Genomic DNA, 25,499 nt, shown 5'->3' on the forward strand with positions numbered 1-25,499 from the left:
CCTCAGGTGCCCTCCGGCGCCAGCACGATGTCGAAGCGCACCCGGGACCAGGACCGGCCCCGCAGATCGCGTCCGTCGGGCGTCGGCGTGCCGGGCGGCCGGGGGTCGAAATCCTTGACGAGGGATTCCTTCACCCCGAACACGGCATCCCGGTCCAGCAGTTCGTCACCGCGGACGAAGATATGGGTCACCAGCGTGCGCAGACCGGGTGCACCGACCATGAAGTGCAGGTGCGACGCCCGCATCGGCGAGCGGCCCGTGGCCGCCAGCAGACGTCCGACCGGCCCGTCGTGCGGGATCGGATACGGCGTCGGGGTCAGCGCCCAGAAGCGGTAGCCACCGTCGGCGTCGGTGAACAGGTGCGCCCGGGCCGCGAGCCGGTCGTCGCCGTACTGCGTGTCGTAGAAGCCGTCCTCGTCGGCCTCCCACACCTCGATCCGCGCCCCGGACACGGGCCTTCCTGCGGTGTCGGTGACGGTGCCCTCCACCCAGCACGGCTCTCCGGCGGCACCGAACGAGCAATCGCCGCCCTGGGCGATCTCGGGGCTGTCGTCGACGAAGAACGGTCCGAAGACGGTGGCCTCGGTGGCGCCGCCGTACGCCTCGTTGTTCACGGCGACCGTCTGCATGGACACACCGAGGACGTCGGAGAGCAGGATGAACTCCTGACGCCGTTCGTCGGTGATGTGCCCGGCCCTGGTGAGGAACTCGATCCCTTCGCTCCACTCCGCCTCGGTCAGCCGCACCTCCCGCACGAACGCGTGCAGGTGGTGGACCAGGGACTGCAGGACCTGCCGCAGTCGTGGATCGGTGCAGGCCTCGAAGGACTCCAGCACCTGGCGGACGACGTCGGCTTCGCGATCCTGCTGCGGGACCGGGACGGCTGCGTCGGAGGTGTGTGTCATCGGGGGTCGGCTCCTTCCCAGGCGGCCTCGATCAGCGCCGTGACGGCCTGCGGTGTGACGGGTCGCGGGTTGCCCGCGGGAGCGGCGGTGACGACGGCCTCGGCCGCCTGGGAGATGCCGTCCGACGGCATCCCGAGGTCCCGGAGGGAGCGGGGCGCGTGCAGCCGGTCGTGCAGCCGGGCCAGCCCCTCGTCGGCGGTGGGGGCGTCGAGGGCGACGGCGAGGCGCCGCTCGGCCTCCGGGACGAAGGGGGCGTTGAAGGCGAGGACATGGGGCAGGACGACAGCGTGCGCCTGGGCGTGCGGCAGGTCGAACATGCCGCCCAGGACGTGGCAGATCTTGTGGTGCAGGCCGGAGCCGGCGGAGGCGAAGGCCGCTGCCGCCAGGTAGGCGCCGTACAGTGCTTGTTCCCGGCCCTCCAGTCCGTCCGGCTGCGCCGCGACCTGCGGCAGCCCGACGCGCAGGGCCCGAGCGCCTTCCAGTGCCAGGGCCTGGTTGAGCGGGTCGGTCCGCGGGGACCACAGCGAGTCCACGCAGTGCGCCAGCGCGTTCAGACCGGAGGCGACGCTCAGCTCCACGGGCAGGCCGAGCGTCAGCGCCGCGTCGTAGACGATGGCGCGCGGAAGGACCTCGGGGTCGGTGCCGGTGCGCTTGACGGAACCCTCGGTCAGCCCCCACATCGGGGTCGCCTCGGAGCCGGCGTAGGTGGTGGGGACGGCGACGATCGGCAGTCCGGTGCTCAGCGCGACCGCCTTGGCGAGACCCGTGGTGGAGCCGCCACCGACGCTGACCAGAGCGTCGGCCCCGTGGGACGCGGCCACGGCGCGTGCGCGCTGCGCGACCTCGACGGGGACGTGCATGGCGACGTCGCCATGCACGACCGCGACCGGCAGGCCGGCGGTGAGGTGCTCGGCGAGGTCCTTCTGCGACGGGGCCGCGATGACCATCACCCGCTCGCCGCCGAGCGCACCGATCTCGGCGGCGAGGCTCTCCGCGGCCGCGCCGGAGGCGAAGCGCACCCGCTGGGGCAGGATGTCGTGGACGAAGCGCATCAGTGTTCCTTCCTTCCCAGGACCGACAGCAGCGCACACCGTAGCTGTGTCTCGGGATCGTCGGGCAGGCTCATCGCCCGCCAGGCGATGTGCTTGTCGGGCCGCACCAGCAGCACGCCGCTCTCGTCGGTCCCGCGCAGCCCGGCCCAGTCGTAGTAGAGGTCGCCCACGTCGTGGCCCGGCCCGATGACGACGCAGGTGAGCGGGATGCCCAGCTCCTCGCCGACCTTCGCGGCCGCGTCCTTCCACGCCCCGCCCGCGATGCCGGTCAGCAGCGTCCAGCGGTCGTAGGGTGCCAGGTCCATGAGGGCGTGGCGGTGCGTGCTGTCGCCGACCCAGGCGTGCGGCAGGTGCGCGCCGGGGACGGTGGACATCTCGTAGTAGAGGTCGGTGTCGCGTGCCGGGGCGGGGAGCTCGCTGCCGTCCGGGACGACGGCCGCGGAGGCGTAGTGCTGGCCGAGTTCGACGCCGTGCGCGTTGAACTCGTAGTTCTTCAGCTCCATCGCACGCACCAGCGCGGCCCTCTTGGCGGCACCGGCCGGGGTGTCGGCCTTGCGCTCCTCGATCGCGGCCGCCATCTCGGCCTCGCTCCTCGCGTCGAGCACGCCGAGCGCTGCGAAGATGTCGACGAACTCACGGCTGGACTTGTTGGCCCGCTTGACGATCCGCTCCGCGACCGGTGCGCGTTCGGCGCTGTAGGTGTCAAGGAGCGAGGGGGCCGCGTGCCCCTCGAGGACGGCCGCGATCTTCCACGCGAGGTTGTAGGAGTCCTGGACCGAGGTGTTGGAGCCCAGACCGTTGCTCGGCGGGTGCCGGTGCACGGCGTCGCCGGCGCAGAACACCCGCCCCTGGTGCAGCCGGGTCGCGTACATCTCGTTGTTGCCCCACAGACTGGTACCGGTGATCTCCACCTCCAGGTCCGGGACACCGAGGAGGTTGCGCACGATCTGCACGGCGGCGGCCTCGTCGACGACCGGGGGTTCCTCGTCGATGTCGTAGCCCCACACGATCAGCCATTCGTTCCACGGGCGCACCATGCGTACGAGTCCGGCGCCGATGCCGCCGACGTTCGAGCCCGGCTGGATCACCCAGTACAGCACCGACGGCCGGTGGGCCACGAGACGGCTGATGTCGGCCTTGAAGGTGATGTTCATCGATCCGGCGATGTCCATGGCGCCCTCGAAGGGCAGTCCGATGTCCGCGGCGACCCTGGAGCGGGCGCCGTCGGCGCCGATCAGGTACTTGGCGCGGATGTCGTACTCCTGCCCGGTGAGCCGGTCCAGCACGCGCACGGTGACGCCGTCCGCGTCCTGGGTGTGGGAGAGGTACTCGGTGGAGAACCGGGTCTGGGCGCCGCGCTGCGCGGCGTTGCGGACCAGGATCGGCTCGAGGTACGTCTGCGGGATGTCGACGGTGAGGCAGGGGGAGGCGAGCCGGTAGTCGCCCTCCCGGTCGGGACGGGTGCCCCAGGTGCGGATCCGGCCGATCTCCTCGCCGGCGATGCTGGTGCAGAACACGGTGTCGCCGACGAGGGAGTGTTCGGTGGCGTCGGCGAGCACCTGCGTCTCTATGCCGAGGTCGCGGAAGACCTCCATCGTGCGCTGGTTGGTGATGTGGGCGCGGGGGGTATTCGCTGTCCACCGATACTTGGTGATCATGACGGTGTCGACGCCGAGCGTCGCCAGCATGAGTGCGGCGCCGGCCCCTGCCGGACCCGAGCCCACGACCACCACGTCCGTGGTCAAGGTCGAGCCGGCGGGCAGCCCGGTCTCGGGTGTCCCATCGTTGAATGCGGGCATAGTGGTGCGGCCTCTCGTGAATCCGGCGGCGTTGTCGGAGAGGCAAGTGTGAAACCGGGCAGGTCCACGCGGAACAGACCGCTCCGAGATCGGCGGGTCCGCCGACATGTGGCGGAAATCCGAAAGCGGCCGCACCGGAGGCCGCCCGCCGGGCGCGGGGCGTGATCAGCCGTTCCGGCGGAAGGTCCTCGACCTCGTCGACGCCCTTCCGCCGACCGATCCGGCTCGGCGACGAGACTCCTGATGCGGGTTGTCGAGTCAGTTGGCCGGGGGCAGCGTCGGGTCGGCGTGCGGGCTTCTCCACTGGCTGAGCAGGCGGCGCGTGGAGGCGGTGGTCGGGTTGTCGGGGCCGAGCGCGCGCTCCATGGCATGGACGACCGTGGCCGGTTCGGCGACTGCGGCGGCGTCCGCGGGTGTGGCGTCGGAGCGTTCGTGGCGCAGGATCGTCAGGGAAATGCGCGCGACGAGGGTGATGTCGCTGTCGGGGCCGACGCTCTCGGCCGCCGTGGCGACGACGTCGCCGAAGGCCGCCTCGGCCTCGTCGCTGCGGCCGTCCTGGGAGAGCCGTTCCGCGCGGCAGCAGAGCGCGGCCAGGGTGTCGGGATGCCCGGGACCCAGGACCCGGGTGAGGTCCTTGACCAGATCCGCCGACGCGGTGAGCCGGTCCGGCAGGCCACCGTGTTCACCCCGTATCTGGAGGTTCAGGTTCCGGGCGGAGGGAGTGTCGGGGTGAGCCGGCCCCAGCACGCGGACCAAGTCCGGCAGCGCATGCTCAAGCCGGTGCACCGCCAGGCCCGCCTGGCCCTGCTGCAGCGCCGGCGCCGCCGACATCACCCGGGCGCGCAGCACTTGGGGGTGATCCCCACCCAGCCGCCGCTGCGCCACGGCGATCGGGAAGGGAATCTCGCGGTGCGCGATACGCACGAGTGCGACGATCGCGCCCGCGGTCACGAAGAGGTGCACCCGGAGCAGCGTGCCGATCGGCACGAACAGCGCGCCTGCCGCAGAGGCGACGAGGCCGCCCAGAGGCCGGCGTCACGCTTTGGACAGTCGCCGCACCCGTTGTACCTGCCGCACCCGCTCCGCACTCCCCATGCGGACATCATGGCGTCCCCGTTGATCGAATGGGAGGACCTCAAGTTCCTTGCCTCGCCAACCCGTTGGGCCTGGCGCCGGCGGTTGCGCGCGAGCTCCGGGCGCACCGGACGGAGGAGCCAACCCAGCAGCCGGCTGCGCACTGCCTCCAAGCCCGGCCCTTCAGCGCCGGGTCAAGTTGACGACAGGATCTCGATGTACCCGTCGGTCCCGTGCACACGGATGCGCTGCCCGTCCCGGATCAGCCGGGTCGCCCCCTCCACGCCCACGACGGCCGGCAGGCCGTACTCGCGGGCGATGACCGCCCCATGGGTCATCAGACCGCCCACCTCCGTCACCAGGCCCGCGACGGAGACGAACAGCGGTGACCAACTGGGGTCCGTGAACGGCGTGACCAGGATGTCGCCCGCCTCCAGATCGGCCTCCGCCATGTCGAGGATGACGCGGGCCCTGCCTTCGACCGTTCCGGCGGAGACGGGCAGGCCGACCAGGGCGCCGTCCGGCACGTCGTCGCGCCGGTAGGCCCCGGTGACGGCCTCACCGTCCGAGGTCAGTACCCGGGGCGGCGTGAGCGCGCCGTACGAGCGGAACTCCTCCTTGCGCCGGCGCACGAGCCCGTCGTCCACCTGGTTCGTGCGTACGACGTCGTGGAACTCCTGGAACGAGAGGTAGAAGACGTCCTCCCGCTCGGCGAGCACACCGGCGCGCACGAGCCGCTCGGCCTCCTCCAGCAGAGCCCGCTTGTAGAGGAAGGTGCGGCGGACGATGCCGTACTTCGGGTACTCCCGGTATCCGGCGAACGCCCTGACCTGGTCGATCATCCGCTTGGTCGCGTCGGCCCTCCGGTCCCCGTCCGGCAGGGCCCGCAGCCGCGCCAGCACCTCCGCTTCCTTCTGTGCGGCCTTGCGCCGTCCTTGCTCGAAACGCCGCTCGGCCACGCCCGGCTCGAAGTTCCTGACGTTGTCGAGGATCACGGGTACGAGCGCGGTGGGGTGCTCGCTCCACCGTGGCCTCGTGATGTCGATCTCGCCGACGCAGCGCATGCCGTACCGGTCGAGGTAGCCCTCGACGGCGTCGCGCGCCTCCGTCCCGCCCGCGAACTTCACCAGGTCGTCCAGGAAGCCCTCGTCCTCGACGCGAACGCCCCGCAGGAACGCCACCACCTCGGTATGCGGTCGGATCACGTCCGCGACGTCGAGCAGTTCCAGTCCCATCTCCGAGGTGATGTTGTCCGGTGCGGACAGCGTCAGCGTGTCAGCCGCGTTCTTCTCGCCCAGCCACTCCCACAGTTTGTCGTTGAGCCACCAGGTGGCCTCCATCCCCGCCATGATCGCCTGCATGTTCAGCGGATCACCGAGGATCCGCTTGTGCTCCTCGAAGGCCTCCAGCAGGAAGTCGAACAGTGCCGGTCCTGTCTTCGACCGGATGTCGCGTTCCAGGGCGGCGATCGACGCCCTGCTGCGTTCGATCAGCTCCGGGACGATCGCCGGATCGGCCCCGGGCGGGGTGGACACACCGCCGGTCGGCGGTGCGCCGGGGCCCGTCTCCAGGGGCGGGGGGACGAACTCCTCGTGACCGAGGACCGTCTCCAGAGCGTCCCGCACCAGCGGGTCTCCCCGTCCCATGACCTCCAGCAGGGCGGCGCGGCTCGCGGGCGAGGCCAGCCGCGGGGCGACGTCGACGAACAGCCTCCCGCCGGCCTCGTGCATCGCCACCATGGCCGTCAGCCGCCACATGGACAGGCCCAGAGGCTTCATGGGGTCGGTCATCATCTGCTGATGGCCGACCGAGACGTACACGTGCTTCTCCTGGTCCGTGCTCTCGGGGACGGGGAACAGCGTCGTGATCGGCCGGCTCTGCACGATCCGGAAACCGTCGTCCACCAGACACCATTCGATGTCCTGCGGACGCCCGAAGTGCACCTCGATCCGCCGGCCGAGCCGTACGAGCCGGACGACCTGAGCATCCGTCAGCGCCGGCCGCTCCTGCCGCTGAGCCTCGACGGTCACCTCTTGCGTACCCCCGGCCGGAAGGGCGTGCATGGCCAGTTGCTTCGCCGAGATCGTCCTGGCGACGACTTCGCCGTCGCGCACCTTGAAGACGTCCGCGTTCACCAGACCCGAGACCAGGGCCTCGCCGAGGCCGAAGCCGGCGTCCACGGTGGAGACCTTCCGGTTGCCCGTGACGGGGTCGGCCGTGAACAGGATGCCGGACGCCTCGGGGAAGACCATCTGCTGTACGACCACCGCCATGTGGACCGTACGGTCGTCGATGCCGTTGCGCCGGCGGTAGGTCACGGCCCGCTCCGTGTACAGCGAGGCCCAGCACCGGCTGACGTGCCGGAGAATCTCCGTCGGCCCCACGACGTTCAGGTACGTGTCCTGCTGCCCGGCGAAGGAGGCCGTGGGCAGGTCCTCCGCCGTCGCGCTGGACCGGACGGCGTACGCGGACCGCTCACCGAACCGGGCGAGTGCGGCGGTGATCTCCGCCGCGAGATCACCGGGGACGGCGATCTCCTCGATGATCCGGCGGATCTGTGCGCTGAGCGTCCGGATCGTCTCCCGGTCGTCCGGGGCCACGCGGGACAACCCGTCGAGCAGGCCGTCGATCGACGGCGCCTCCGCCATGATCCGCCGAAAGGCGTCCGTCGTCACGCAGAAGCCGTCCGGCACGTCGACGCCCTCGATCCGTGCCAGCCCGCCCAACTGCGCGCCCTTGCCGCCGACGACCGCTACCTGCGTCTCGTCGACCTCATGAAGATCTCGCACGTACTGCCCGTACTGCCCGTACTGCCCGTACTCCTCGGTCACCGTGACACCTCCTGGGCAGCGGCGATCCGCCGGACCACGATGGCCGATCGGCTCACCGGCGCCTCCCACCCTGTCGAACTTCTTGTCGAGCACGTCGTCATCCCTGATTGCCTTCCCGTCGACGAGTCCTCCGGCCGCTCCGCCACTCGGGCGGCGCGCACGCCGACACCGGCGCGGATCGCGGTACAGGCCGACGATTGTGCGCCGAGACCAGGGCCTTGCGGCAAGCCCCCCAGTGCGCTATAAGTTAAGAGAGGCAAGGAGAGGACTCTCCTTGCCTTCGCCATGTGTGGCCCCAACCGACTGACGGCTCGCGCAGGTCTCTCGCGCGGAGCGAGGGGTGTACGGCAAGAGGTTCGCCGAGCACAGCGAGGCACTGCTCTTCCTCGGGCTGTTCAGCCCGGACGCCCTTCGGCACCGGGTGCAGGACCTGTCGTACGGCCCCGCAACCGGCTGCTGCGGTGCGGTCAGAGTCGGCTGACCGGTGGGGAGCCGAGGGCGGTGCGTGTGCTGCTGCGGAAGGCGGAGACGCCCAGTGCCAGCAGCCAGTAGCTGAGGAGGGCTCCCATCAGTGCGGTGGTGCCCCAGCCGTTGGCGGCGTAGAAGTGCGCGGGGGTGTTGCCGAAGAACAGGGAGGGCACGAAGGCGAGGTTGACGCCGGCGAGGGCGTAGGCGGACCGGCCGGTCCACCGCGGCAGCAGCTCCGTGCGCGAGAGGGTGTAGCCCACCGCGGTCAGGAACAGGGCCAGCATCAGGCGGGAGACCGATCCGTAGAGGATGTAGGTGCCGCTGACCTCGATCGTCGGGTCGATCGGGTGGTCGGCGGCGATGACCGCGCCCGCTTCCAGACCGCTGGAAACCAGTGTGATCGTCGCGTAGACCAACCCCGCGGCGAACGCGATCGTCCCGGCCCACTCGTAGGCCGGGCTCACCCGCTTGACCAGTTCCCGCAAGGCGGTCACGAACACGACCAGGCAGGCGAGAGCGACGATCCCGATCAGTAGTCGGCTCAGCACGTTCGCGTCCGGCGGTGGACCCGAGTAGACGAAGTACAGGGGCACTTCGACGATGAAGGCGGCCGCGGCAGCGATGCCGGTGATGCCGGTCAGACGTCGTGCGAAGGTTTCGGTCATGGGTGTCCCCCGGTGGGTGCGTGGATGTCTGCCGGCCCGTGCGCCGACGTCATGCATCCTGCCCGTCGAGGTGTCCGTCGTCGCTGGGCCTGAACACCGAAGCCGGGGTGGTTCCAGCACCACCGTCGCGCGGACGTGACTGCGTCGGGCGTCCCCCGCCGACCGGCCGACCACGGTGTCCGGCAACGGCGTTCGGGCTCCATGGTCGCCCCGGCCCCGGCGGCGGATTCCCCGCTCACCCGCGGTCGTCGTCGCTGCCGCACGGCGTTCGGCCCCCCGCCCGCCGATCCGCCGTGTCGACAGCGCCGCGGGTCACTGCACCTGGCCGGCCGGGGAGTCGGGCTTCTGCTCGGGGGTCGGCTCGGTGCCGGTGACGATGCGACGGATCGTCTCCAGCGGCAGCTTCGGCGAACCGTCCGGGTAGAGGAGGCCGTTGGTCTCCTGGGCGGTGTCCATGAACTGCGTGTAGCAGAAACCCGCGACGATCGGGCTCCGGTGCAGCACCCCGAAGATGTCGCCGAGCAGGGCGGCGTACTGCGTGCCGGAGCTGGTACGGGTGTAGGAGAACTCGTCCTCCTCGGCACCCACGGACAGACCGCCGAACTCGGTGACCATCAGCGGGGCTTCACCGGTGCGGAAGCGCTCCGCCTGTCGCGCGTCGAGCGAGAGGGTGCGTCCGGCGGGGCCCGGTGAGGCGAGCAGCGCCTCGAATCCGTCCGTGTCGCCGTAGCGCCGGGTGAGCAGTTCGGGGTCCGAGGAGTAGTCGTGCACGCCCATGATGTCGCTGTCGGTGTGCTCCCAGCCCTCGTTGGACATGACCGGGCGGGTCGGGTCGAGGGCGCGGGTGAGGTTGGCGAGGGCGACCGTGTAGGCCTGCTGCGCGGGGTCGTTCGCCATGTCGGAGCAGCCCCAGCTCTCGTTGACCGGGACCCAGGTGACGATCGAGGGGTGGCTGCGGTCGCGCCGCACCATGTCCAGCCATTCGCGGGTGAGCAGTTCCACGGCCTCGGTGCCGTACTCGTACGCGGCTCCGGTCTCGCCCCACACCAGCAGGCCGAGCCGGTCGGCCCAGTACAGGAAGCGCGGGTCCTCGGCCTTCTGGTGGATGCGGACGGCGTTGAAGCCCATCGCCTTGATCAGTTCGACCTCGCGGCGCAGTTCGGCGGTGCCGGAGTTTGCGATCAGGGTGTCGGGGCGGTAGCCCTGGTTGAGCACCGAACGCACGTAGTAGGGGCGGTCGTTGAGTAGGAAGGCGCCCCGGCCGACACCGGCGCTGCGCAGGCCGACGTAGCTGTCGACGGTGTCGAGCACCTCGGAGGTGGCGGCGTCGCGGACGGTGACCCGGGCGTCGATCAGCGTGGGCCGCTCGGGGCTCCACAGCAGGTCCTCGCGGTCGATGCCGTTGCGCAGGGCGGGGACCACGAGGCCGATGCGGCTGCGCGGGGTGCGGACCGTGGTGGCGGACTCGGCGAGGGTCTCGCCGTCGTGGCTCAGGACGATCTCGACGGTCACCGGGGCGGCCGGCACCGCCGCGAGGGTGATCTCGGCCTCGACGCCGCGCGCCGGGTCGGGGATCCAGGCCAGGTCGGTGAGGTGCTGGGCGGCGACGGTCTCGGTCCACACGGTCTGCCAGATGCCGGTGGTGCGCTCGTACCAGACCGCGTGCGGCCGGTCCTGCCAGTCCTGCTTGCCGCGCGGCTGCGCCAGGTCGGCCGGGTCGTCCTCGGCGCGCACCACGAGCACGTGCTCGGCGGCGCCGGGGCGCAGCGCGTCGGTCACGTCGGCGGTGAACGGTGTCTGGCCGCCCACGTGCTCGGCGACCAGGCGGCCGTCCAGCCAGACCTTGGCCCGGTGGTCGACGGCTCCGAAGTGCACCAGCGCCCGGTCGCCGCCGCTGACGGCGAGGACGTCGTGGGAGATGCGGCGGCGGTACCAGACCACCGCGTGCGGAGCGGTCTCGCCGATGCCGGAGGCGGGGGCCTCGGGCGGGAACGGGACGGTGATCTCCCGGTCGAAGGCGCCCGGCGCCTCCTCGGAGAACCACGCGTCGCGCTCGCCCTCACGGGCGTCGTCGTACCCGAATTCCCAGACGCCGTCGAGGCTGTGCCAGCGCTCCCGACGCAGGATCGGCCTCGGATACGTCCCGTCCTGCTCGCTCGCCCTCACGGATCCTCCTCCTGCCCTTTTCCGGAATTCCCGGCATGGGCGCGTTTCTACGATCGAAGCCCTGCCATCATGAGTGATCGTTTGCATCGATGCAAGACCCTGATGAGATGGGACGATGGGTCGGGGATCCGCGGTGCGGCAGACTCTGAGTTCCTGTCGGCCGCCCGATCGGGGCCACCCGGCCGTCTCCGAGTGCCGACACGACGGGAAGGAGGCCCCAGTGGCCAGAGTGCGGATGCGGGACGTGGCCGAGCACGCCGGAGTGTCGGTGCGCACGGTGTCGAACGTGGTCAGCGGCTACTCGCACGTCAGCCCCGACACCCGCGCCAAGGTGCAGCGCTCGCTCGACGAGCTGGGCTATCGCATGGACTACCTGGCCCGCGGCCTGCGCTCGGGCCGCACCGGCTTCGTCGCGCTGGCGGTGCCGTTCGTCGCCGAGCCCTACTTCGCCGAGCTGGCCCAGGCCGTCATCCGGGCCGCCGGCCGGCGCGGCATCACGGTGCTCGTCGAGTCGACCGCGGGCGACAGCGAGGTGGAGCGGCGGATCATCGAGGGCGGTCTGACCAACGTCGCCGACGGGGTGCTGCTGAGCGCCCTGACCCTGCCCGCGACCGACATCGCTGCCAAGGAGCCGGACTTCCCGCTGGTCATGCTGGGTGAGCACAGCGTCGGTGACCAGTTCCCGCGGGTCGGCATCGACAACGTGGCGGCCGCCCGCACCGCGGTCGAGCACCTGCTGGAGCAGGGCTGCCGCTGGATCGTAGCGCTCGGCCGCAACGGCAGCGAGAACGGCCGCCAGCGCACCGAGGGGTACGAACAGGCGATGTCCGCGGCCCGGGTGCGACGGGTGAACTGGCTGGTCGTACCGGTCGAGGACTGGACCAGGGACCAGGGCTACGCGGCCGTACGGGAGCTGCTGGAGGGCGACGGCCCGCTGCCCGACGCCATCTTCGCCTTCAACGACGCGCTGGCCGTCGGCGCGCTGCGGGCCCTGGACGCCTCCGGGGTGCGGGTGCCCGAGCAGGTCGCCGTCGTCGGGATCGACGCCATCCAGGAGTCGGCCTACACCCACCCGCCACTCACCTCGATCGCGCCCGACCTCGACGCCATCGCCGAGCGCGCGCTGGCCCTGCTGGAGGAGCAGATCCAGTCCCGCGCGGCCGGCGGGGAGGCCGGGCCGGAGGAGGAAGCGCAGGCGGGAGCGGTGGTGGCGGCGCCCCAGGAGCCCACGCCGTACCGGCTGGTCGTACGGGAGTCCTCGCGCCGCGAGGCCGTGCGCGAGTGAGCCGGAGTCCGGCGCGGGCGATGTGACGCGGGTCGCGGCGGGCGGCGGCGGGGCGGGTGCAGGGTGGGGCGGTGGCGCGTCGGGCGCGCACGCGTCCTGATGGTGCCCGCTTCCGGGCCGCGGCAGCGGACCGGCGGACTTCTTCCCGACGATCTATTGCATCGTTGCAAAACGTGTGCGAGGGTCTGCGCCATCGAGTTCACATCGATTTAACGAGGTGAATACCCCTATGAGCGGAGCGATGGCGCGCCGGCGGTTTCTCGCCCTCGGTGGTGGCCTTGCCCTGACCGGAGGGCTCGCGGCGTGTTCCTCCCCGCTCGCGTCCGGCCTTATGGGCTCGCAGCCGAACACGGCGGATGTCATCTTCTGGAACCTCTTCACCGGTGGTGACGGCGCCAACATGGTGCTGATGGAGAAGGCGTTCCAGAAGGCCGACCCGGGAACGACGGTCGACGCGACCATCCTGGGCTGGGGCAATCCGTACTACACGAAGCTGGCACTGGCCACCGCGAGCGGCACCCCGCCGGACGTCGGCATCACCCACCTCTCCCGGCTCCCGCTGCTGGCCGCCTCAGGCCTGCTGCAGCCGGTCGAGGACACCCCCCTCGGGGAGCTGGGTGTCACCGAGGACAAGTTCACTCCGGCGGCCTGGAAGAAGGCCACCGTGGACGGAAAGGTGTACGCGGTCCCGCTGGACACGCACCCCTTCGTCCTCTATTACAACGTCGACATCGCCCGCAAGGCGGGCCTGCTGAACTCCGCCGGCGACGGACTCGTGCCCCTCAAGGGCAAGGAGGACTTCGTCGCCGCGGTGAAGGCGATGAAGGACGCGGGCGGCGCCCAGTACGGCGCGGTCATGTCGATCACCGCCGACCCGTCCACCGCCTGGCGCTTCTTCAGCATGGTCTACTCCGGCCTCGCCGGACCGATCGTCACCGACTCCGGCACGAAGATCGCCATCGACGACGGGGCGATGCAGGAGACGGTCGCCTTCATGCAGAGCCTGACCGGCCCGAACCTGATGCCGAAGAACCTCACCGGTGCCGGCGCCAACGCCCTCTTCAGCACCGGCAAGGCCGGCTTCCTCTTCGACGGCGAGTGGCAGATCCCGTCGTACCGAGGGGTCAAGAACCTGAAGTTCGACGTCGTGCCGTTCCCGGCACTGCTCGGCGACAAGCCGGTGGCGTACGCCGACTCGCACGCGCTGATCCTGCCGCGCAACGACCGCGGCGACGTTATCCGTACCCGCAACGCGTCGAAGTTCGTCAAGAGCCTGCTCGACAGCAGCGCCGTGTGGGCCGAGGGCGGGCACATCCCCGCCTGGCTGCCGACGCAGAAGAGCAAGGCGTTCCTCGACCTGGCGCCCCAGCGCAACTACGTGGACGCCGCCTTCGACGCCCGGTACGACCCGGTCGCCTGGTACACCGGCGCCGGCTCGGACTTCCAGGGCGTCATCGGCGGAACGGTCATCGAGGCGCTCGCCGGGCGGATCTCGCCCACGGGCATGGCGGGCGCGATGCGCTCCGCCCTGAAGCGGTACACCACGTCCCGACCGCCGGTCACGATGAAGTAGGAGGCAGTCACCATGACGACCGTCGTCTCGACGCGACCGGCACCCGCCGCAGCACCCACGGCACTCGCCGCCGACCGGCCCACCCCCTCCGAACGCCGGGCGGGCCGACTGCTCTCCGCCCCCTTCCTCGTCGTCTACCTGCTGTTCCTGGTCGGCCCGCTGCTCGTCGGCGTGGTGCTGAGCTTCTTCAACACCACCACCGTCAAGAGCGGCCTCGGCGACTTCGTCGGCCTGTCGAACTACCGCGAGGTGCTCACCGACTCCCTCTTCTGGGAGAGCCTGTGGCACTCGGTGCTCTTCACCCTGCTGACCACACCCCCGCTGGTGATCCTCGCCCTGGCCGTCGCCATCCTGGCCTCGCGCATACGCCGCGGCCGGCTCTTCTACCGCATCGCGTTCTTCGTGCCGTACGTCGTGCCGTCCTCCGTGGTCACCCTGGTCTTCCTGTGGATGTACACCCCGCAGATCGGCCTCATACCCAAGGTGTTCGACGCCGTCGGACTGCCCGTGCCGGACTTCATCGGCAGCACCTCGGGCGGCTGGACCGCCGTCGTGCTGATGACCGTCTGGTGGACGTTCGGCTTCAACTTCGTCCTCTACACCGCCGCGATCCAGGACGTCCCCGCGGACGTCTACGAGGCGGCGGCCATCGACGGCGCGAGCCCCTGGCAGCAGATCCGCCACATCACGGTCCCGCTGCTCGGCCGGACCACCAGCCTGGTGCTGATCCTCCAGATCCTCGCCTCGCTGAAGGTCTTCGACCAGATCTACCAGCTGCTCGGCGGCGGACCGAACCAATCGACCCGGCCGGTCATCGAGTACATCTACGACACCGGCTTCACCGCCTACCGGGGTGGCTACGGCGCTGCCGCCACCATGGTGTATTTCGTCATCATCGTCGCGATCTCGGCGGCCTGGTACGGGCTGCGGCGCCGTCGCGCGGCCGCCGGCGCGGCCTGAGCGGAGGACCCATGACCACCATCACCCAGCCGCAGCTCGCCGAACCGAAGGGCGCGGTCAACGGCGCCGGACTCTTCAACCGGCTCTGCGCCGTGTGCCTGACCCTGTTCGCGCTGATCTGGCTGGTGCCCTTCGTCTGGGCGCTGATCACCTCACTGCGCGACGACGCCGCCATCACCCAGAGCCCCACATCCATCTTCGACGGCGGCTGGTCGCTGAACGCGTACTCGACCGCCTGGGACAACCACCCGATCGGCACCTGGTACCTCAACAGCCTGGTGATCTCGGTGCTCGCCGTGATCTTCACCGTGGCCTTCTGCTCGATGGCCGGATTCGCCCTGGCCTTCCTGCGCTTCCGTGGCCGCGCCCTGGTCATGGCCGTCGTCACGGCCGGCCTGATGCTGCCGACCGAGGCGCTGGTGCTGCCCCAGTTCATCGAGTACCGGTCCTTCCACCTGCTCGGCACGTTCTGGGCCCTGGTCCTGCCGTCGGTGGCGGCGCCGATCTCGGTGTTCGTCTTCCACTCGTTCTTCCGCGGCATCCCCACGGCGCTGATCGAGGCGGCCCGTATCGACGGCGCGAGCTGGTGGCGGGTCTACGCCGGCGTCTGCATGCCGATCTGCCGCCCGGCGGTGTCGACGGTCGCGATCCTCACCTTCATCAGCTCCTGGAACTCGTTCCTGTGGCCGCTGCTGGTGCTCAGCCAGACCAGGTCCCAGACCATCCCGGTGGGCCTCGCCTCCCTCGTGGACCCCACCAGCCCCCAGTACGCCGAGATCATGGCCTCCTCCGTCCTCGGCTTCATCCCGCTCGTCGCGGTCTTCCTGGTCTTCCAGCGGCAGATCGTCCAGGGGATCGCCACGACCGGCATCAAGTAGGCAGTCCCGTCCCTCCCCGCCACCGCGGCGGTGCCACAGCCCACCCCGGGAGACCGGAACGGGTGACGGCACCGCCGCGGCGGCGTCCGGAGGAGAACTTCCGGGAAGAGTTGCCGGGCACTGTCGATCCGGCAGCACCTCGTTCGACGTCCTGATGCGGGGCCCGTCGCCGTACGAGGCACGGGCCAGGACCAGAACGAGGAAACATGGCGGATCAGCTGCTGAGAGTGATGAACTTCTGCGTCTCGCGCGACGGGATCGCCTGCGGTCCCGGTGCGGACCAGAGCCTGGAGGAACCCTTCGGCCTGCCCCACCCCGAGCGGCTGTTCTCCTGGGCCGGCGCCACGGCCAGCTGGCCCAACCGGACCGACCCCGGCGGCAGCCGCGGCCTCGACGACTACTTCACCCGGGACTTCCCCCGCAACATCGGCGCCGAGATCATGGGGCGCAACAAGTTCGGCCCCCAGCGCGGGCCCTGGCAGGACCACGACTGGCAGGGCTGGTGGGGCGACGAGCCCCCGTTCCGCACCCCCGTGTTCGTCATGACCCACCACGGCCGCCCGTCGATCACGCTCTCCGACACCACCTTCCACTTCGTCGAGGGCACTCCGCAAACGATCCTCGAGCAGGCGAAGGAGGCGGCGCAGGGCCAGGACGTCCGACTCGGCGGCGGGGTCACCACCGTCCGCCAGTTCCTGGACGCCGGCCTCGTCGACACCCTGCACGTGGCGGTCGCACCGGTGGAACTCGGCTCCGGGCTCCCGCTCTGGGACTCGCCCGACGAACTGGAGGACCGGTTCCACCACGAGGCCGTGCCCAGCGCGAGCGGCGTCGTGCACCACCTCTACTGGCGGAGGTGACCGGAGCACACCGACGCGGCTGCCCGGCGACCCGGCGACCGGGCGGCCGCGGGTCGAGGGCCCGTCGGCCGCCTTGGGATGCCGTGGAGACCTGACAGGCCGTCAAGTCCGCCGGTCTCCACGGCATCAGGAACGAACGAAGCGTTCGACCCGCAGTCGGCTCAGCTGAAGACGAAGGGCCCCGGCGACTGGGCGGCGCTCGACGTACAGGTCACGGTGATGCCGAAGATGACCATCTTCAGCGAGCCCTTGTAGAAGTCCAGGCTGTCGCCGACGGCCACGGTCCCGGGGAGCGGACCGACGGTGACCGCCCCGCCGGCGGCCATGGCCGGGTTCACGGTGCCGCTGAAGACCCGGTTGGCGCCCGTGGAGTTGGTCATGGTGAGCGTGGAGTTGATGGAGTTCGCCGAGAGCGCGAGCGGGGTGGTGATGCCGGTGGAGCTGAGGGTGACGGTGGCCGAGGTGCCGCTGACCTGGGTCGCGGTCAGTGTGGCCGCGCCGCCGCCGAAGAGGCCGCAGCTCGCGGTGATGGTGGCCGAACCGGGGGTGACGGCCGCGGCCGCCGAGGGGGCGAAGGCCAGCGCCGTCGCGGCCAGGATTCCAGCCGTGAGTGCCGCACCTGAGGCTAATCGCTTCATGGGATCGAGCTTCCTTCCCGCTACGAGGGAATGCCATGTGGGAAGCGACCCCGTCCGGGTGGGTGCGGTCACACCGCGGGGCGCCGGATCTGACGGTCCGTCGGATCCTGGGTCCCATTGATGCGCGAGCGGCACGGACCCACAAGGTTGAAATTTGGCCGATCGCATGAACGCCCTTACGGTGAAGCGCAGTTGTGCTAGCCGTGCCTCCAGAACGGCTACGCCTCGGTGACGGTCACGGAATTGCGCGCGGGCCCGTATCCGTCAACCCGTCGAGTCCCGCGCTCAGCGCCGGGGCGGCCGCCTCGCCGCGCGAGGACACGTCGAGCTTGCGCAGCACTCCGGCCACATGGAACTTGACGGTGCTCTCGGCGATCCCCAGCTCGAGCGCGATCGCCTTGTTGCGCCTGCCCCGGGCGACCAGGCGCAGCACTTCCAGCTCCCGGCGGTCGAGGTCGGTCAGGCGGGTCTCCTCGGCGGGGCCGGCGGGCGGGTCGAGGGGCAGGACGAGCACGGCGTGACTGCCCCAGCCGGGAACCGCGTCCAGGGTGACGCTTCCGCCCAGTGTCCTGGCCCGGCCCTGGAGTTGACGCTCCAGGGAGTCCGTGACCGGCTGCCCGGCCACACCCGGGTCCACACGGAACACGGCGACGGCGCGACCGTCGGGCAGGAAGCACCCCACCCGGGGGAGTGGATCCGCCGGGGCCACTGAGACCGGACCTGGCCGGATTGTGACCGGGGTACGCAGCGGCTACGACCGCCCTGTGCGCCCCAGGAGTTGCCGGGGCGCGTCTGCGGCGCGCATTGCAGTGCCCTGCGTGAGGCGGCCTGCTCCCGGCAGCCCGTCAGTGACCACTGCTTCCGACGCCCGCTCCCCGGACAACCTCCAGGAACTGCCCCCGGACAACCTCCAGGAACTGCGCGAACTGCTCGGCCGGCGTCCCGACGCCGCCGCATGCGTGTCGTGTCGGCCGGTTCGGTTCCCGTGCACCGACGCTGCTGCGCTGCTCAGGACATTTGTGAGGCTCTTCGTGGGACATCTGTACTGCGGTGTTCGTGCTTCCAGGCACTGCACCACGCCTGTCGGCCTCCGTAGGGTTGCGGCATGTTCAAATCTCACAAATCAGGACCGGACGACGCCTGGGAGGGCATCGTCGAGGACAAATCGCGGGGCATGCTCGACGGCGCGAACATGTACCACTTCGTCAAGGTGAGGCGTGCCGACGGCCAGTTCATGAAGGTGCGCGTCGACCGTGGGCTGTGGAAGTCGATCGCGGTCGGCGATCGCATCGTGAAGGAGCCGGGCAGCGGCCCGGCCAAGGCGTGACCCGCGCTCGGCCGAGTCCGCTGTCCGTCGAGGAGACCGGCGACTTGGGAAATGGGCCAGAGGGCTGCCGGGTGCGAGGCTGTACGGCGCTCGATGGCCGGTTGGGGCCGCGGGCCCGGGCGAGACCACGGCCCCAACCGGTCAGTCGTGGAAGGTACGGCCTTCCCCGGCCGTTCGCACCAGCAGCGCGGGCGGGGCGAAGCGCTCGCCGTAACGGGCGACCAGTTACCTGGCACGGGCCACGAAGCCGGGCAGGCCGTCCTCGTAGCCGTTGATGTACTGGAGGACTCCGCCGCTGCGCTCGCCCTTGATGATCTCGACGAGCGGCATCTTGTCGACGGGCGAGAAGAAGTGCAGCCCGATGAAGTCGCTCTGGCGCTCCACGCCCTCGGCGAGCGCGGTGATGGGCAGGGTGGAGGTGTTGGAGCACAACAGGGCGTCGGGTTCGACGACGTGCTGGATCTCCTGGAACACCTTGTGCTTGAGCGAGGTGTCCTCGAAGACGGCCTCGATGACGGCGTCGCAGCCCGCGAGGTCCTGCGGGTCGGCGGTCGGGGTGATCCGGGCGAGGAGGGCGTCGGCCCTGTCGTTCCGCCGTAGACGGTCTGGATGCGGCCGTCGGTGAAGGCCTTGGCGATCGGGTACTCGGTCATGTAGCCGTAGCCGCCGTGCAGTTGGAGGCACCGGTCGGCGACGCGCTTCTGCAGTTCGGTCGCCCACCACTTCGCCATCGAGGCGTGGACGGCATCCAGGGCTCCGCTCGCGTGCTCCTCGACGCAGCGGTCCAGGAACGCACGGGTGACGGCGCACTCGGTGGCCATCTCGGCGATCTCGAAGCGGACGTGCTGCAACCTGGCCAGCGGCCGGCCGAAGGCCTCTCGCTCTTTCACATACCGAGTGGTGAGTTCCACAAGGCGCTCCGCTCCCGCGACGGCGGCGACCGCGATCGTGATGCGCTCCTGGGCGAGGTCGGTCATCAGGTGCGGGAAGGCGCCGTTGAGCTCACCGAGCAGGTTCTCCTTGGGGACGCGGACGTCGTTGAAGAAGAGCTCGGCGGTGTCCTGGGACTTCTGACCGATCTTGTCGAGGTTCCGGCCGCGCTCGAAGCCTTCCATGCCGCGCTCGACGACCAGCAGCGACATCCCGTGGGCACCGCCCTCCGGGGTGGTGCGGGCCACCACGACCACCAGGTCGGCGTTGACGCCGTTGGAGATGAAGGTCTTGGAGCCGTTGAGGACCCAATGGCCGCCGTGGTCCTGTGCGGTGGTGCGGACGCCCTGGAGGTCGGAGCCCGCCCCGGGCTCGGTCATGGCGATCGCAGTGACGATCTCGCCGGAACAGAAGCCCGGAAGCCGGCGCCGCTTCTGCTCCTCGGTGGCCAGCGAGATCAGGTAGGGGCCGATCATGTCGTTGTGCAGGCCGATGGCGAAGCCCGGGGTGCAGACGCGGCCGAACTCCTCGGCGAGGACGGCGGCGTACCGGTAGTCGGTGTTGCCTCCGCCTCCGTACTCCTCGTCGACGGCGAGTCCGAGAAGGCCCTGGCGGCCGGCGGCGAGCCAGACATCGCGCGAGACGATGCCGTCCTTCTCCCACTGCTCGTAGCGGGGGTGCACCTCCTTGTCCAGGAAGGTGCGCACGACCTGCCGGAACGCCTCGTGGTCAGCGGTGTAGACCTGACGCTTCATAGGGACTGCTCCTGAACGGTAGGGAGGGAAGCGGGTGCGGCCCGGTCATGGGCCCCTGCGGTCGTGTCACGGCTCACCGCGGGGCCGACGCGAGGAAGCGGCCGGCTTCCTCGACCGCGCGGACGCTTTCGTACGAGCCACCGCCGTCGCACGGGATCACCGCGCCGGAGATGTAGGCGGCAGCCGAGGACGACAGGAACATCGCCAGATCGGCGATCTCCTCCTTGGTGCCGAACCGGCCCAGCGGAACGGTCCTGACCGACCTGTCGCCGTCCGGGTCGTCGTCCGGCGACAGCTGGGCCAGACCCTCCGTACCGGCGATCGGGCCCGGCGCGATCGCGTTCACGCGGATGCCCTTGCCACCCCACTCCAGCGCGAGCACCCGGGTCAGCTGGTCCACTCCCGCCTTGGCCGCGCAGACATGGGCCTGATAGCGCACGGGGATCACCGCCTGCGGCGCGGTGATGTTGATGACCGAGGCTCCTGGAGCGAGGTGCTCGACCCCGGCGCGCAGCACGTGGAACGTCCCGTTGAGGTCGATGTCCACGACCACCTTGAAGCCGTTGGACGACAACTCGTTCGCCTCGGCCAGGAAGTTGCCGGCCGCCCCGGAGACCAGGACGTCGACCGGCCCGAACTCCGAACGCACCGCGCCGAAGACCTCGGCGACCGACCTCATGTCCCGCACATCGGCCACGAAGCCGCGCACCGGGTTGCCGTGTGCGCCGAGCTGCTGGACAGCCGCGTCGACGTTGGCCTGCTTGCGGCTGGCCACCGCCACCGAGGCGCCCCGCGCGGCGAACGCCTCGGCGATGGCCAGGTTGATGCCGGACGTGCCGCCGAACACCACCACCGTCTTGCCACTGAAATCGAACCGGATGTCCATGCGCATCTCTCCTTGCGTGCTCCGACACAGACAGCCGCTCCGCTCGAGGGGAGCCGGCGCTGCGATGACGGCAGCGTCAATCAAGCTGACAAAGTAGTCAAGTCCTGAGAGTTGGTGATGCTCCTGCGTACAGCCGTCAGGATGGATGGCTCTCTGCGGCGGCGTGTCATGTGGGCTGCTTATGGCGTGCGTGAGTCCGGATCGCCTGAATCGTCGGCTCTCCTGTGGCGTCCATCTCTCTGACAAAAAAATCAGGTAACGTCACGACCGGGCCGTGAGGCCGAGAAGTTGCCGGCCGGGCCGCCGTGGAGGATGCGGCCAGAGGTCCTCGCGGAACCGGCGGTGTGCTTCGGAGTCGGCAGCCCCCTTGCCCGATTGTGCAACTAGTTGCACAATCGCTGCCTGTTCCTGCCGAGAGCCTCGCTGCCGCTCACGCCGCCGAGGGCTCACCGCAAGCCACCCAAGGACCCGCCATGCCGCACCCCCATGCCGTCACGACCTCCACGTACGACCATGTCCGGACGATCCGGCTCGACCGGCCGGCCCGGATGAACAGCCTGGACCTCGACGCCAAGACGCAACTGCTGGCCGCATTGCAGGCGGCGGCCGACGCCCCCGACGTACGCGCCGTCGTCCTCAACGGAACCGGACGGGCCTTCTGCGTCGGCCAGGACCTGGAGGAGGCCCGGACCGCCCAGGACCCGGAAGCCATGGCCGATGCCGTACGCGAGCACTACAACCCACTCGTCCGGAGCCTGCTGACGATGCCCAAGCCCGTCATCGCGGCCGTCAACGGAGTCGCCGCCGGCGCGGGCATGGCGCTGGCCCTGGCATGCGACTTCCGCATCGCCGCCGCGTCCGCGACGTTCACCACCGCCTTCGCCGGCATCGGCCTGTCCTGCGACACCGGGATCTCCTGGACCCTGCCACGCATCGCCGGCCGGGCCGTCGCACTCGACCTGCTGCTGCACCCTCGCCTCATCGGCGCAGCCGAAGCGTTCGACCTCGGGCTGCTGCACCGGGTCACGGACGACGAGGACCTCGAAGCCGAGGTCCACCGCAGCGCCGCCGCACTGGCCGCCGGGCCCACCCGCGCCTTCGCCGCCATCAAGGCAGCCGTGACCTCGGCGTCCCGGTTGACCTTCGACGCCGCGCTGGAATACGAAGCGACGCAGATCGCCCACACCGGGGCCTCCGAGGACTACCGCCGCGGCCTGGACGCCTTCCTCACCAGGCAGAAGCCGACCTTCACCGGGCACTGACCCGTGTGTACGCCCCATGGCCGGCGGCTTCCCTTGCCTCGGACGCCTGCCTGCGTCAGCCGGACGCCGTACCCGCCGACGCACGGGCGCGAGCGGCCCACCCCTCGTCGGGCGCGCCCCGCAACCCGATGGCCGACGCCCACAGCCGCGAAAGGTGATCGACGACCGTGTCCTCGTCGTACGGCTCCTCCATGGCGGAACGCGCGTGGGCGACCTGCTCGACCATCGACCCCAGTGCCAACGCCGTCAGCCGCGTGTCCAGGTCCGGATTCGCCAGCCCCGCGTCCTGCAGTCGCTTCAGGCCCTTCGTGGCCCGGTCGACGTAGAACTCGCGGATCTCCAGCACGATCTGCCGCAGGGCCTCGTCCGCGGCCGCCCCTTGATCCACGAGCCGCAGCACCTTCGACGCCCTGTCCCAGGCCCGGAGATAGAGCCGGTTCGACTCCACGAGCCTCGCGTAGGGATCGTCCAACCCGTCCGGGGACACCAGACTCGCGGCCAGCATCTCGCCCGCGACCGACCGGACGACATGATGGAGCAGGTCGTCCCGGGACTCGAAGTACGTATAGAACGTCCCGTACGAGACGCCTGCCGCCTGCACCACCGCTTCGGGACTGAACGCGGACCAACCCTGCTGCTCAAGGACCTCCCGCCCGGCGAGAATCAGGCCGTCACGGGTACGCCGGCCACGCGTCGTGGTCGGCGGCGTCGGGGCCGGCTTGGTCCTCTGTCGTCCCATGCCGCAATCATCGCACCCCCGCGGAGGGCCTCTCCATGACGGACATCGTCCTTCCGGTGCGGCCTCTGATCTCCCATGTCCGGCACGACGGACCGAGCGCACACGGCACCTGCGGTTTCTGCCGGGACATCGGCCGTGCTGCCGGGCCCTGGCTGTCGGCATCCTCCTGACCGGCCAACCTCACGCGGAAGGAACCGGGTGACGCAGACTCGGCAGGCCCGTGACCCGCGAGATCCCCGACCGGGTCGCTCACTCGGAAGGAGCCACACCCGGACCCAGATACAGCCGGGACAGACAATCGGTTGCCTCCCTGCTCGCGGCCAGGGCCTCCTTCCGCCGACCCGCCGCGCCCAACCGGGCCGACAGGGTCCTGAGGGACTCGGCGAGGTTGGACAGGTGGGTTTCCGGTTTCGTCTGTGCGAGGGCGCGGTAGTGGTCGGTCGCCTCGCGGCTCGCGGCCAGGGCCTCCTTCTGTCGCCCCGTTTCGCCGAAGCGGGAGGACAGGGTGTTGAGGGACATGGCGAGGCTGGGCAGGTGTGCCTCTGGATTGTCCTTTGCCAGGGCGCGGTAGTGGTTGGTTGCTTCCCTGCTCGCGGCCAGGGCCTCCTTCCGCCGCCCCATCTCGCCGAAGAGGGCGGACAGGGTATTGAGGGACATGGCCAGGCCGGGCAGATGGGCTTCTGGATTGTCCTTTGCCAGGGCGCGGTAGTGGTTGGTCGCCTCGCGGCCCACAGCCACGCCCTCCTGACGCTGTCCCACCGCACCCAGGCTGGCGGACAGGGTGTTGAGGGACATGGCGAGGCTGGGCAGATGGGCTTCTGGATTGTCCTTTGCCAGGGCGCGGTAGTGGTTGGTCGCCTCGCGGCCCACAGCCACGCCCTCCTGGGACTCTCCCACCGCGCCCAGGCTGGCGCACAGGATATGGAGGGACAGGGCGAGACTGTGCAGGTGGGCGTCCGGGTTCGTCTGCGCGAGGGAGCGGTAGCGGCCGGTCGCTTCGCGGCTGACAGCCAGGCCCTCCTGACGCTGTCCCATCGCGCCCAACCGGGCGGACAGGTTGTTCAGGGATGCGGCGAGGCTCGGCAGGTGGGCGTCCGGGTTGGTCTGGGCGAGTGCGCGGTGGTGGCCGACGGCTTCCCGGCTCACGGTCAGGGCCTCCCGACGCTGTCCCATCGCGCCGAGGCTGGCAGACAGGATGTCGAGGGACGCGGCGAAATTGTGCAGGTGGGCGTCCGGGTTGGCCTGGGCGAGTGCGCGGTAGTGGTCGACGGCTTCCCGGCTCACGGACAGGGCTTCGTCCGGCTGGCCCATCGCGGTCAGGCCGGCGGAGAGGCTGTTCAGGGATCCGGCGAGATTGTGGAGATGGGCGTCGGGGTTGGCCTGGGCGAGTGCGCGGTGGTGGCCGACGACTTCCCGGCTCACGGCCAGGGCCTCCTGACGCTGTCCCATCGCGCCCAACCGGGCGGACAGGTTGTTCAGGGATCCGGCGAGGCTCGGCAGGTGGGCGTCCGGGTTGGCCTGGGCGAGTGCGCGGTAGTGGCCGACGGCTTCCCGGCCCACGGACAGGGCTTCGTCCGGCTGGCCCACCGCGCCCAGGCCGGCGGACAGGACGTTGAGAGCCATGGCGAGGTTGTGCAGGTGGGCGTCCGGGTTGGTCTGGGCGAGTGCGCGGTAGTGGCCGACGGCTTCCCGGCTCGCGGCCAGGGCTTCGTCCGGCTGGCCCACCGCGCCCAGGCCGGCGGACAGGTTGTTGAGGGATCCGGCGAGGTTGTGCAGGTGGGCGTCCGGGTTGGTCTGGGCGAGTGCGCGGTAGTGGCCGACGGCTTCCCGGCTCGCGGCCAGGGCTTCGTCCGGCCGGCCCACCGCGCCCAGGCCGGCGGACAGGTTGTTGAGGGATCCGGCGAGGCTCGGCAGGTGGGCGTCCCGATTGGCCTGGACGAGTCCGCGGTGGTGGCCGACGGCTTCCCGGCTCGCGGCCAGGGCCTCCTCCTGTTGTCCCATGGCGCCCAGGGCGGCGGAGAGGGTGTTGAGGGACATCGCGAGGTTGGGGAGATGGGCGTCCGCATTGGTCTGAACCAATATGCGGTGGTGGCCGACCGCCTCCCGGCTCGCGGTCAGGGCCTCCTCCCGTCGCCCCGTCTCACGCAACTGGGCGGAGAGGGTGTTGAGGGTCATCGCGAGGCCGGGGAGGTGGGCGTCCCGATTGGTCTCGGCGAGTGCGCGGTGGTGGTCGACGGCTTCCCGGATCACGGTGAGGGCTTCCTCTCGTTGTCCCATGGCTCCCAGGGCGGCGGAGAGGGTGTTGAGGGACATCGCGAGGCCGGGGAGATGGGCGTCCGGGCTGGCTTGGGCGAGTGCGCGGTGGTGGTCGACGGCTTCCCGGATCACGGTGAGGGCTTCCTCTCGTTGTCCCATGGCTCCCAGGGCGGCGGAGAGGGTGTTGAGG

20 protein-coding genes and 2 pseudogenes are annotated in these 25,499 nt (G+C 70.5%); 8 read left to right on the forward strand and 14 right to left on the reverse strand.

The annotated features are described in order from the left end of the window. Positions 1–2 precede the first annotated feature (2 nt). The 5 genes from ACWC24_RS22310 to rph all read right to left on the reverse strand — a co-directional run bounded on the left by ACWC24_RS22310 (position 3) and on the right by rph (position 7,661). Complete coding sequence (locus tag ACWC24_RS22310; RefSeq protein ID WP_450664593.1) at positions 3–905, reverse strand: intradiol ring-cleavage dioxygenase; 903 nt, start codon at positions 903–905, stop codon at positions 3–5. Beyond that, positions 902–1,957, reverse strand: a complete 1,056-nt coding sequence (locus ACWC24_RS22315; protein WP_450664594.1) for a maleylacetate reductase — start codon at positions 1,955–1,957, stop codon at positions 902–904. Before ACWC24_RS22315 ends, ACWC24_RS22310 begins: the two co-directional genes overlap by 4 nt. Next, complete coding sequence (locus ACWC24_RS22320) at positions 1,957–3,756, reverse strand: FAD-dependent oxidoreductase (protein ID WP_450664595.1); 1,800 nt, start codon at positions 3,754–3,756, stop codon at positions 1,957–1,959. Before ACWC24_RS22320 ends, ACWC24_RS22315 begins: the two co-directional genes overlap by 1 nt. 258 nt (positions 3,757–4,014) lie before the next feature. Next, positions 4,015–4,743 carry a tetratricopeptide repeat protein gene (locus ACWC24_RS22325; protein ID WP_450664596.1) on the reverse strand — a complete coding sequence of 243 codons (729 nt, stop codon included), beginning with the start codon at positions 4,741–4,743 and terminating at the stop codon, positions 4,015–4,017. Between the two features lie 281 nt (positions 4,744–5,024). After that, the gene (gene rph / locus ACWC24_RS22330; RefSeq protein WP_450664597.1) at positions 5,025–7,661 is read right to left on the reverse strand and encodes a rifamycin-inactivating phosphotransferase; all 2,637 of its coding nucleotides are present in this window, start codon (positions 7,659–7,661) and stop codon (positions 5,025–5,027) included. A 340-nt stretch (positions 7,662–8,001) separates the two neighbouring features. On the opposite strand from rph, the gene ACWC24_RS22335 reads away from it, so the two are divergent. Next, positions 8,002–8,142, forward strand: a complete 141-nt coding sequence (locus tag ACWC24_RS22335; protein ID WP_450664598.1) for a hypothetical protein — start codon at positions 8,002–8,004, stop codon at positions 8,140–8,142. Here ACWC24_RS22335 and ACWC24_RS22340 read toward each other — a convergent pair. After that, a complete protein-coding gene (locus ACWC24_RS22340; protein ID WP_450664599.1) occupies positions 8,129–8,794 on the reverse strand; it encodes a hypothetical protein in 666 nt (221 codons plus the stop codon). The genes ACWC24_RS22335 and ACWC24_RS22340 overlap by 14 nt on opposite strands. Before the next feature lie 312 nt (positions 8,795–9,106). After that, the gene (locus ACWC24_RS22345) at positions 9,107–10,960 is read right to left on the reverse strand and encodes a glycoside hydrolase family 2 protein (protein ID WP_450664600.1); all 1,854 of its coding nucleotides are present in this window, start codon (positions 10,958–10,960) and stop codon (positions 9,107–9,109) included. Positions 10,961–11,180: 220 nt separating this feature from the next. Here ACWC24_RS22345 and ACWC24_RS22350 point away from each other — a divergent pair, with 220 nt between their 5' ends. From ACWC24_RS22350 to ACWC24_RS22370, 5 genes are all read left to right on the forward strand, one after another. Continuing rightward, positions 11,181–12,245, forward strand: a complete 1,065-nt coding sequence (locus tag ACWC24_RS22350) for a LacI family DNA-binding transcriptional regulator (RefSeq protein WP_450664601.1) — start codon at positions 11,181–11,183, stop codon at positions 12,243–12,245. Positions 12,246–12,474: 229 nt separating this feature from the next. Next, positions 12,475–13,818 (forward strand): extracellular solute-binding protein, encoded by a 1,344-nt coding sequence (locus tag ACWC24_RS22355; protein WP_450664602.1) that lies wholly within the window; start codon positions 12,475–12,477, stop codon positions 13,816–13,818. Between the two features lie 12 nt (positions 13,819–13,830). Beyond that, positions 13,831–14,778: a carbohydrate ABC transporter permease gene (locus ACWC24_RS22360; protein ID WP_450664603.1), complete on the forward strand. Its 948-nt coding sequence runs from the start codon at positions 13,831–13,833 to the stop codon at positions 14,776–14,778. A gap of 11 nt (positions 14,779–14,789) precedes the next feature. Next, on the forward strand, positions 14,790–15,656 hold the full coding sequence (locus ACWC24_RS22365; RefSeq protein ID WP_450664604.1) for a carbohydrate ABC transporter permease: 867 nt from the start codon (positions 14,790–14,792) through the stop codon (positions 15,654–15,656). A gap of 206 nt (positions 15,657–15,862) precedes the next feature. After that, complete coding sequence (locus ACWC24_RS22370; RefSeq protein ID WP_450664605.1) at positions 15,863–16,516, forward strand: dihydrofolate reductase family protein; 654 nt, start codon at positions 15,863–15,865, stop codon at positions 16,514–16,516. Positions 16,517–16,677: 161 nt separating this feature from the next. Here the strand turns inward: ACWC24_RS22370 and ACWC24_RS22375 are convergent, their stop codons facing one another. Beyond that, positions 16,678–17,154, reverse strand: a complete 477-nt coding sequence (locus ACWC24_RS22375) for a hypothetical protein (RefSeq protein ID WP_450664606.1) — start codon at positions 17,152–17,154, stop codon at positions 16,678–16,680. A gap of 235 nt (positions 17,155–17,389) precedes the next feature. Further along, positions 17,390–17,779: a response regulator transcription factor gene (locus tag ACWC24_RS22380; RefSeq protein ID WP_450664607.1), complete on the reverse strand. Its 390-nt coding sequence runs from the start codon at positions 17,777–17,779 to the stop codon at positions 17,390–17,392. Positions 17,780–18,259: 480 nt separating this feature from the next. Between ACWC24_RS22380 and ACWC24_RS22385 the strand changes: the two genes are divergently transcribed. Next, positions 18,260–18,481, forward strand: a complete 222-nt coding sequence (locus ACWC24_RS22385; protein WP_450664608.1) for a DUF7489 domain-containing protein — start codon at positions 18,260–18,262, stop codon at positions 18,479–18,481. Positions 18,482–18,772: 291 nt separating this feature from the next. On the opposite strand, the pseudogene ACWC24_RS22390 reads toward ACWC24_RS22385, so the two are convergent. The 3 genes and pseudogenes from ACWC24_RS22390 to ACWC24_RS22400 all read right to left on the reverse strand — a co-directional run. After that, a pseudogene (locus ACWC24_RS22390) lies at positions 18,773–19,066 on the reverse strand (3-hydroxyacyl-CoA dehydrogenase family protein); the annotation flags it as partial. Then, positions 19,066–20,166: pseudogene (locus tag ACWC24_RS22395) on the reverse strand (acyl-CoA dehydrogenase family protein); the annotation flags it as partial. The pseudogenes ACWC24_RS22390 and ACWC24_RS22395, both read right to left, overlap by 1 nt. 73 nt (positions 20,167–20,239) lie before the next feature. Next, on the reverse strand, positions 20,240–21,052 hold the full coding sequence (locus ACWC24_RS22400) for an SDR family oxidoreductase (protein ID WP_450664609.1): 813 nt from the start codon (positions 21,050–21,052) through the stop codon (positions 20,240–20,242). 473 nt (positions 21,053–21,525) lie between these two features. Here ACWC24_RS22400 and ACWC24_RS22405 point away from each other — a divergent pair, with 473 nt between their 5' ends. Next, complete coding sequence (locus ACWC24_RS22405) at positions 21,526–22,314, forward strand: enoyl-CoA hydratase/isomerase family protein (RefSeq protein ID WP_450664610.1); 789 nt, start codon at positions 21,526–21,528, stop codon at positions 22,312–22,314. Between the two features lie 55 nt (positions 22,315–22,369). Here ACWC24_RS22405 and ACWC24_RS22410 read toward each other — a convergent pair whose 3' ends face one another. Both ACWC24_RS22410 and ACWC24_RS22415 read right to left on the reverse strand, forming a co-directional pair. After that, on the reverse strand, positions 22,370–23,053 hold the full coding sequence (locus ACWC24_RS22410) for a TetR/AcrR family transcriptional regulator (RefSeq protein ID WP_450664611.1): 684 nt from the start codon (positions 23,051–23,053) through the stop codon (positions 22,370–22,372). A gap of 249 nt (positions 23,054–23,302) precedes the next feature. Further along, the coding region (locus tag ACWC24_RS22415) for a tetratricopeptide repeat protein (protein ID WP_450664612.1) at positions 23,303–25,499 on the reverse strand (2,197 nt) is incomplete at its 5' end.

Source organism: Streptomyces sp. NPDC001443 (assembly GCF_053597355.1).

What these genes read in the sequence shown, in the direction of transcription:
- ACWC24_RS22340 (WP_450664599.1), bottom strand. Translation starts at nt 8,794, where the DNA reads ATGACCGAAACCTTCGCACGACGTCTGACCGGCATCACCGGCATCGCT.
- ACWC24_RS22365 (WP_450664604.1), top strand. Translation starts at nt 14,790, where the DNA reads ATGACCACCATCACCCAGCCGCAGCTCGCCGAACCGAAGGGCGCGGTC.
- ACWC24_RS22410 (WP_450664611.1), bottom strand. Translation starts at nt 23,053, where the DNA reads ATGGGACGACAGAGGACCAAGCCGGCCCCGACGCCGCCGACCACGACG.
- ACWC24_RS22360 (WP_450664603.1), top strand. Translation starts at nt 13,831, where the DNA reads ATGACGACCGTCGTCTCGACGCGACCGGCACCCGCCGCAGCACCCACG.
- ACWC24_RS22375 (WP_450664606.1), bottom strand. Translation starts at nt 17,154, where the DNA reads ATGAAGCGATTAGCCTCAGGTGCGGCACTCACGGCTGGAATCCTGGCC.
- ACWC24_RS22370 (WP_450664605.1), top strand. Translation starts at nt 15,863, where the DNA reads ATGGCGGATCAGCTGCTGAGAGTGATGAACTTCTGCGTCTCGCGCGAC.
- ACWC24_RS22320 (WP_450664595.1), bottom strand. Translation starts at nt 3,756, where the DNA reads ATGCCCGCATTCAACGATGGGACACCCGAGACCGGGCTGCCCGCCGGC.
- ACWC24_RS22385 (WP_450664608.1), top strand. Translation starts at nt 18,260, where the DNA reads ATGTTCAAATCTCACAAATCAGGACCGGACGACGCCTGGGAGGGCATC.
- ACWC24_RS22400 (WP_450664609.1), bottom strand. Translation starts at nt 21,052, where the DNA reads ATGGACATCCGGTTCGATTTCAGTGGCAAGACGGTGGTGGTGTTCGGC.
- ACWC24_RS22315 (WP_450664594.1), bottom strand. Translation starts at nt 1,957, where the DNA reads ATGCGCTTCGTCCACGACATCCTGCCCCAGCGGGTGCGCTTCGCCTCC.
- ACWC24_RS22355 (WP_450664602.1), top strand. Translation starts at nt 12,475, where the DNA reads ATGAGCGGAGCGATGGCGCGCCGGCGGTTTCTCGCCCTCGGTGGTGGC.
- ACWC24_RS22310 (WP_450664593.1), bottom strand. Translation starts at nt 905, where the DNA reads ATGACACACACCTCCGACGCAGCCGTCCCGGTCCCGCAGCAGGATCGC.
- ACWC24_RS22405 (WP_450664610.1), top strand. Translation starts at nt 21,526, where the DNA reads ATGCCGCACCCCCATGCCGTCACGACCTCCACGTACGACCATGTCCGG.